4 protein-coding genes are annotated in these 5,749 nt (G+C 34.7%); 2 read left to right on the forward strand and 2 right to left on the reverse strand.

Going from position 1 to position 5,749, the window contains the following annotated elements; genetic code table 11:
* Positions 1-397 precede the first annotated feature (397 nt).
* The gene (locus CUN59_RS05525; RefSeq protein WP_104386896.1) at positions 398-2,242 is read left to right on the forward strand and encodes a tetratricopeptide repeat protein; all 1,845 of its coding nucleotides are present in this window, start codon (positions 398-400) and stop codon (positions 2,240-2,242) included.
* A gap of 47 nt (positions 2,243-2,289) precedes the next feature.
* Here CUN59_RS05525 and CUN59_RS05530 read toward each other — a convergent pair whose 3' ends face one another.
* Together CUN59_RS05530 and CUN59_RS05535 are read right to left on the reverse strand one after the other, a co-directional pair.
* Positions 2,290-2,694, reverse strand: coding sequence for a type II toxin-antitoxin system VapC family toxin (locus tag CUN59_RS05530; protein WP_104386897.1), 405 nt, complete (start codon positions 2,692-2,694; stop codon positions 2,290-2,292).
* A gap of 5 nt (positions 2,695-2,699) precedes the next feature.
* Entirely contained in the window at positions 2,700-2,996 is a 297-nt protein-coding gene (locus CUN59_RS05535) for a hypothetical protein (RefSeq protein WP_104386898.1), read from the reverse strand.
* Positions 2,997-3,320: 324 nt separating this feature from the next.
* On the opposite strand from CUN59_RS05535, the gene CUN59_RS05540 reads away from it, so the two are divergent.
* Complete coding sequence (locus CUN59_RS05540) at positions 3,321-5,342, forward strand: hypothetical protein (protein ID WP_133164000.1); 2,022 nt, start codon at positions 3,321-3,323, stop codon at positions 5,340-5,342.
* Positions 5,343-5,749: the final 407 nt, after the last annotated feature.

Genomic DNA, 5,749 nt, shown 5'->3' on the forward strand with positions numbered 1-5,749 from the left:
CAATAGAACTACAAAGTTATAGAGGCTGTTCCCGATGAATTGGGAAGCCCACACTGTACCGAAGGTCAGTGTGTGGTAGTTCACAAGATAAATATTTGTTGGAAAAATGGGGGTTAATTAAAATTAAAGGTAAGGGAGAAATGATGACTTATTTAGTACATGGGGTGCAGTGACATATAATAGGTATCTGGTGGTAATTAAATGTGCATAACCACTAAACTCTTGTAGGGAAAATTCATGAATTATACCTACCCAAGAATTAGGTTTATGGTGATATCCTGCACAAATGATATATAAGCCATGCTGACTCCTTCATTCTTCTGTTAAAGGTTATGGGTAATCTCCAAACCTGCTACAGCTACAATAAGAATTGTTGTGATGTTATCTATTAGCTAAAGTGTCAGACCCTTTACCATTGCGCGAGCATTATCTCGCTTTAATTAACGATATTATCGAAACCACTCTCAAGGGCAAAATTAGTTCTGTAGAGCAGGTTTATCAAATGTTACTCAAAGGTATCACTTCCGGGACTGGAGAGGTGTTTGAGTTAGTTTTGAGCGATCGCTTAAATACTATACAATCTCAGGTAGACAAGGAAACGGACGAACTGAAAAAAGCCAAAGCTACCCGTAGTTTACGCGCTGCTAAAACTATCCAAACGCAGTGGCAACGCTGGCAAGAACAAAATAAAGCTAATGAAATTATAGCTTTGTCTATGCGGGAGATTACCACAGCTAGTTCAGATGAACGTTTAACGGCTTTATTGCGAGCGACAGATCCCAACCAAAAGTATCCTTTAAATTTGTCCCAACTTCAACAATTAGCCAAGTCTTTACAACAATTTGCTAGTGCTAATGAAGATTTTCAGCAAATTTCTGATGGAATTAATCGTGGTATAACTGCTTGGCAAAAACTCCAGCCAAACTTGCTTAACTGGATGTATGAACAAAAAAACTCTCTAGGATTTGGTGGTGTTCCTGGAGAAAATAGTCCTTGGGCAAGTTGGGCTAAAGTAGTAAATAGTGAAGTTCCCCAAGCATTTTTTCACACCTTAGCAGTAGAACAATCAGCTTTAGAATTTGCCCAACAATATCAGAGTATGAGTTTGAGTGATTGGGTAGAATTAGTTATAGTTTTACAGTTTTTGCAAAGGGGTTTAATTGGTTGGTTTGATCAACAAGCTTATGATATTCAAGCAGGTCCAAAATTATCTATTTCCACATTTTTAACCTTTGCCGTAATTTGGAGTCAATTAGCCAGCGTTTTTCAAAATCAAGCCATAATATATAGTGATAGCGCAGCGCAAATCATGCTGCAAATTTTGCGAACTTTTGCCCAACGTCCTTATTTTCCCCTGTATGGTGGGATTTTTGCCTCATTTTCTGGTAGTTATTTACGGGATGCTTTGGATTATTTAGATGTTCCTTTGAGTTCAGCAGAAGGTACTCAAGAAAAAGCCCGGATTTTGACATTATTGGGGTATTCCCAGCGCGGTTTGGGTAGATATGATCGCTCTCTTAATTTCCATCAACAAGCTTTAGAAATAGCCAGAAATGCTGGGGATAAAATCTGTGAAATTGCTAATCTTAATCATGTTAGTCGTACCTATGTGCAACAACAAAATTATGGTGAAGCCGTTAATTATAGTCAACGGGCATTAATTTTTAGTAGACAAATAGGAGATAAAACTGGAGAAGCAAATGCTTTAGTTAATTTAGGTTATAGTGAAGTGATGCAAGCAAAGCAAAATGAAGTTAGTGAACCTGAAGTTTATGAATCTGCCATTAACTATCTAGAACAAGGATTAAAACTGGCAGAAAAATTAAATGATTTGCAAAGTCAAGCTTTATGTTTTAGTAGTTTAGGTATTGGTTATTTAGTTACTGAAAAATACTCAACAGCAATTAAATATTTAGAAAATGCCTTTAAAACAGCCCAGGTTTCTGGTGATTTGTATTTACAAGGTCGTAATTTAGCCTATTTAGCTGAAGCTTATTATCTAATGGCTAATTATGAAAAAGCAGTTTACACTGGTAGTTTAGGAATGTATCTTTTAGAGCAAATTGCTTCTGAAGAGTGGCGACAACCTGCTGCTTTATTAACAATAATTAGGGGACAATTGGGTGCAGATAAATTTCACCTACTCCTACAACAAAATCGCCCAAAAATGATTGCTGTCATTGGTGTTGATGGATATGATTATATTCCTGAATTGTTGGTAAAATATCAAGAATCTATGTAAGTTTATTTACTCTGATGTTGGGTTTCCTTACCTCAACCCAACCTACCTCATTCCTGTAACCAATTCTCTAAACTTAATTCCTCAATTCTTAATAAATCACTATCATTAGAAACCAGAATAAACCCTTTAATGATAGCAGTTGCAGCAATTAAAATATCTTCTGTTTGGATTGGTAATCCTCTTAGTCTGAGATTTGCATGAATTTCTGAAGCTTTTTCCAAAATCGCTAAATCATCTAGAAAAATGATTTGATAATCTTTACAGAAATTATCAAATCTTTCTAATTGTTTAATTGCTTTGACTGCAAATAAACCTCTTTTAACTTCAAAGTAAGTAACGCAACTGGTACTCAATATTTGTCTTTGAGATTTTAATTGCGCTATTTCTGCTGTTACTCTAAAGTTATTTCTCAGTGCTAAGGAAACAATGTTTGTATCTAATAAATACGCCATGTTCTTTATTTCCGTTTAATCATTTCATCAAAAATTGCTATTTGTTCGGGAGTTAATTCATTTAAAGTTCCCGCTACTGCTTCTAACACCATAATTCCGCTACAATGCTTTTTTAATTCCTGATCTTCCATGCTATTAAACTCATCAATAGGTAAGTTTTGCTGAAATAGATTATATAACTCTTGAATCATTTCCTCTGCATTCAGTTCTTCCTTAAATAAAGGACGTTCTTCCATTAAAATATTCACTATTTTCTCAATTCTTGTTTTCATAGATTCTTGTTTAAGTTCTGTTGATAACATAATATTGCCTCCAGAAAAATGTAAATGATATTCATAGGTTTTATATATTGTAGCATTTTTTAGTTTTGTGATGTCTGTTTATTACTCCAGTGTTAATTTTTAACGAATAGATTGTATCAGATTTTGAAGTTACTTTTTAAAATATTAAGTTTTATATTGTGTACTTAATCAAAAAATATTTGACATTACTAGACACACTTAAAGCTGCGTGTTATATTTATAATCATATCTATTTTCTATTGTGCTGTTAAAGGATGGGAGGATATGATGGGGTGGTTGTCTAGAGGTGTTGCTAAAAATTTTGACAGTGTAACCAAAAAGGGTATGAAAGAAAGTACCCATAATATAAACCGTCGGATGTTTTTAAATTTGATGGCTTCTGGTGTTATGGTTTATCTGACTAAAGATTTGATATATCCAGAAATTGCTAGTGCTAATGATGATTTCATCAATGAAAAATATCACGTCTTTATACCTTATGAAATTGCTAAAAGAGGAGGTATTCAAAAAGTTACTTTGAGGTCTGGAAATACTTGTCAAGTAAAAGTTCCTGCTAGAATTATAGAAAATTATGAAATTTCTGTTCCTAAAGTTGGCTTGCAAGGTAATGATATTACTTTGATTTTGCATACATTATACGATTCGCAAATTAGAATTGCTGACAAAATTTATCAAGAAATTGACCAAGCTGATTTTATTCGTAAAGATGCTACGAAAGAAAAAGCTAAACAAACCTATGAGTTACTTGAAGATGGTGAGTATATAGAGGATATTGCTTCTCTTGATTTATTGCAATATCTTGTAGCTTCATCGAAATTAGATGAACCAATTAAACGAAGATATGACATAGCTTATCAAAATTGCTTGCTAACTATTATGGAACAAGCAATAGAATCTGCTTTAGCGAAATCGCAGCTTTCTCAAGATAAAAAAAAGCTAATTAGAGGTACATATCAATACGTTCGTAGTTCTGAACCAGTCCCCAATTTTAGTTATCTTAAGGAATTAGATGCTATTATTGCTGGTTCAAATATGCCCGTAGGAATCAAGCGTGCTTATTCACTTGCTAGTGCTAAATCTAGGGCTTTAACTGTAGACATAATCATTGTTAATTTAATTACTGATACTCAACAACTAAGTTCTGAAGATAAAGAAAAATACTTGAAAATCTATGAAGAAGTTAGAGATGGTAAGGAAGTATCTGATTTAGAAACTTTGCCATTACTAAATTCATTCATTCTCAATTCTGACATCTTAAAAAGTTGTAAATTAGTCTATTTAATGGCGCAAAATCGCTTTTTTGAAAATACGGAAATTATTGATATCATAGCGAAAAATCAGTTGGGTGAAGAAACTTCAGAATCAGATAAAAAAGATTGGGGAGAAATTATCAAAGTCGCTCGTAAAGCAAAAAATCAAGGTGGAGCTATTTTACCTACAATAACAGGTACACTGAATGCTTTGGGAGCGGAAGCTTCAACAGGTGTAGCTATTAGTAGCCTAAGTGGAGGTGCAGCTACTACAGCAAGTTTAGCCTATTTAGGAGGTGGTTCTGTAGCTGCTGGTGGATTAGGAATGTTAGGTGGTTTAGCAGTAGTTACTGGTGGAGCAGCTTTAATTGGAGCGGCTGGATTATTATCTGTTGCGCTTGTTTCTGACATGGACGGAGAAGACTTCAAAAATTTAGGAATTGCAGCAGTAACAGGAACTTTAGCTGGTGCGGGTGCTGTTTTTATTGCTTGGACTGGTGCTTCTGCTTTGGGTGTAGCAGGTACATTATCAGGAGCAGCCGCTATTACTTCCATTATTTCCGCTTTAGGTGGAATGAGCGTTATTACTGGAGGCGCATCTTTAATAGCATTTGGGGCTGGTTTTATTGTCTGGTCTTTTCTGAAAGGAAAAAAAGGTCGAGACTCAAATATATTACATCAGTTTGAGTCTCGATTGTACGCTTTAACGGAAATGCCAACATCTCCTTATTTAGTAGGATTTATTGATTTTCTGAATGACAAGTTACCTAAAAAGTTTAATAGTGAAGAAGTATTTATTGCACCGAACATTCCTTTAGATAAATTCACTAATGCTTTATCCAATTATGCAATTGTTAATGCTGATGAACAGATATTAGCTCTGATAGATACGAGTTATTGGCATGATGCAAAAGAAGGTATTTTATTAACTAATAACAGAGTTATTTGGAAGCGTGGATGGTCAAGTCCTAATTTTATTAATTATGTTGATGTAGCCGATGAAACGAAGGAAATTCCAGAACTTTCTCATATTCGGGATAGTGTTAAATTTTATCTACTACTACAAGAAATAGGAGAAAAATATAGATTGCTTTAAAATTGGAAGAATTCTCATTTTTTTAATCGTCTTTTCCTAGTTCCTAGTCTCTGACTAGGAATGCAGTTGATGAGGCTCTGCCTCAACTATCAACACAAAATCAGGTAAAGTACCCTGTACTCCAGGATTGGAGGCAGAGCCTCCTAGTAGGTATTCCCAGTCAAAGACTGGGAACAAGTAATTTATGCCAGAAAATAACAAATATCTACCTAGGGCTTGCTGAATAAACATGAAAGGATTACAGGTAAAGGGTTTGAGCCGTTTTCATGTAAAAAGAGTGCAAGCTTTTACGAGGTGGAAACTCGAAAACCTTGCATTTAAGTTTGATACCAAGGAAAAATAGCTCCCATCCAACTCTTGAAACTGTTCCCTGTTAAGAGTTCCCTGTTAAGAGTTCCCTGTTCCCT

Origin of the sequence: Cuspidothrix issatschenkoi CHARLIE-1 (genome assembly GCF_002934005.1) — a bacterium.
GTDB lineage: Bacteria > Cyanobacteriota > Cyanobacteriia > Cyanobacteriales > Nostocaceae > Cuspidothrix > Cuspidothrix issatschenkoi.

Bases quoted from the DNA above. Each gene is read 5' to 3' on its own strand.
- CUN59_RS05530 (WP_104386897.1), bottom strand. From the start codon at position 2,694: ATGGCGTATTTATTAGATACAAACATTGTTTCCTTAGCACTGAGAAAT.
- CUN59_RS05535 (WP_104386898.1), bottom strand. From the start codon at position 2,996: ATGTTATCAACAGAACTTAAACAAGAATCTATGAAAACAAGAATTGAG.
- CUN59_RS05540 (WP_133164000.1), top strand. From the start codon at position 3,321: ATGAAAGAAAGTACCCATAATATAAACCGTCGGATGTTTTTAAATTTG.